The following is a 1,002-nucleotide window of genomic DNA, read 5'->3' on the forward strand; positions in this document are numbered from 1 at the left end:
TTAACTCCCGATTTTCTATTCTTAACCCTTGAACTTCTTCAGTTAACGCTTCAATCCGTTGCGTTTTTTTCTCTTCTTTTTCCTGAGCGCGTCTTTTAAGCTCAATGAGAAGGGAGCCGTCGGTCGAATGTTTACTCAAGAAGTTCTGATTTATCCCCGACACCTCCAAATCGGATCGGTTATGTGCCCCACCGGCTTGATGATCACCGCATGAGGGTCTCGCCATCAGTCGCTTTTGGGAAGAGATATCTTGCTGATTCGCAAGGACAGTCCGTTTTGGCCTTGCTCCCTGCTGTAAGTATCTCAGAGAGTCAGAGGAACAGCTGGTAGAGCCAGAGGCTCTGTGGTAGCTATTAAATTGCCGGATGGGATCAGTGAACCTATTACCATTGCTGGCAGTTGTATCGTTGGCGGTATTACCACTGTGACTGATGACAGGTTCTATTAAAGGCACTTGTAGTGAATGGGAATTATGTGCCTGCCTTATCAGCTCATTTGAAAAGCGTGCTAATTCATGGCGTGATGGGTGCTTTTTAAGTTGTATAAAGGTATCGCGAAAAGGGATGGAGAATGTCAATGATGGCGCAAAAATCATGATATCACGGCTTATGACAGAATCTGACAGTTTCTCTAACAGTTCACGAATAAATTCAAGTGGGTTTGAATAGAGCAGGAACAATTGAACGAAATACTCAGTAAAGCAGCATTTTTCAAATTGTCCTATGGGTGGCTGCTGGTCAGATTGATTGACTCTGTGGATTATATCCTGAACAATCTTATACAAAATCCTTAGGTTGTTGTCGCCAACTTCGTGCAGTGTCCAGTCAGGTAGTATGATCGGTCGAAGTGAAGACAGAATATCAGGGTCATTCAAAGTACGTGTTTTATCGGTTGTAGCTTCTATCAGCTGCCTGATAAACCGGTTGCGCTTTGAGTTTTCATAGAATGAACGCTGCAGGTCCAGTGCCGCCTCAAGAGGCGTGACAGGATTACCCTTGGTGT

At 44.5% G+C, this 1,002-nt stretch carries 1 protein-coding gene; it reads right to left on the reverse strand.

What is annotated here, in order from left to right; translation table 11 throughout:
- Nucleotides 1-1,002: hypothetical protein (locus KDK19_RS06525; protein WP_257255316.1), on the reverse strand; the 1,002-nt coding region annotated here is incomplete at both ends.

Source organism: Endozoicomonas sp. ONNA1 (assembly GCF_024606325.1).
GTDB lineage: Bacteria > Pseudomonadota > Gammaproteobacteria > Pseudomonadales > Endozoicomonadaceae > Endozoicomonas_A.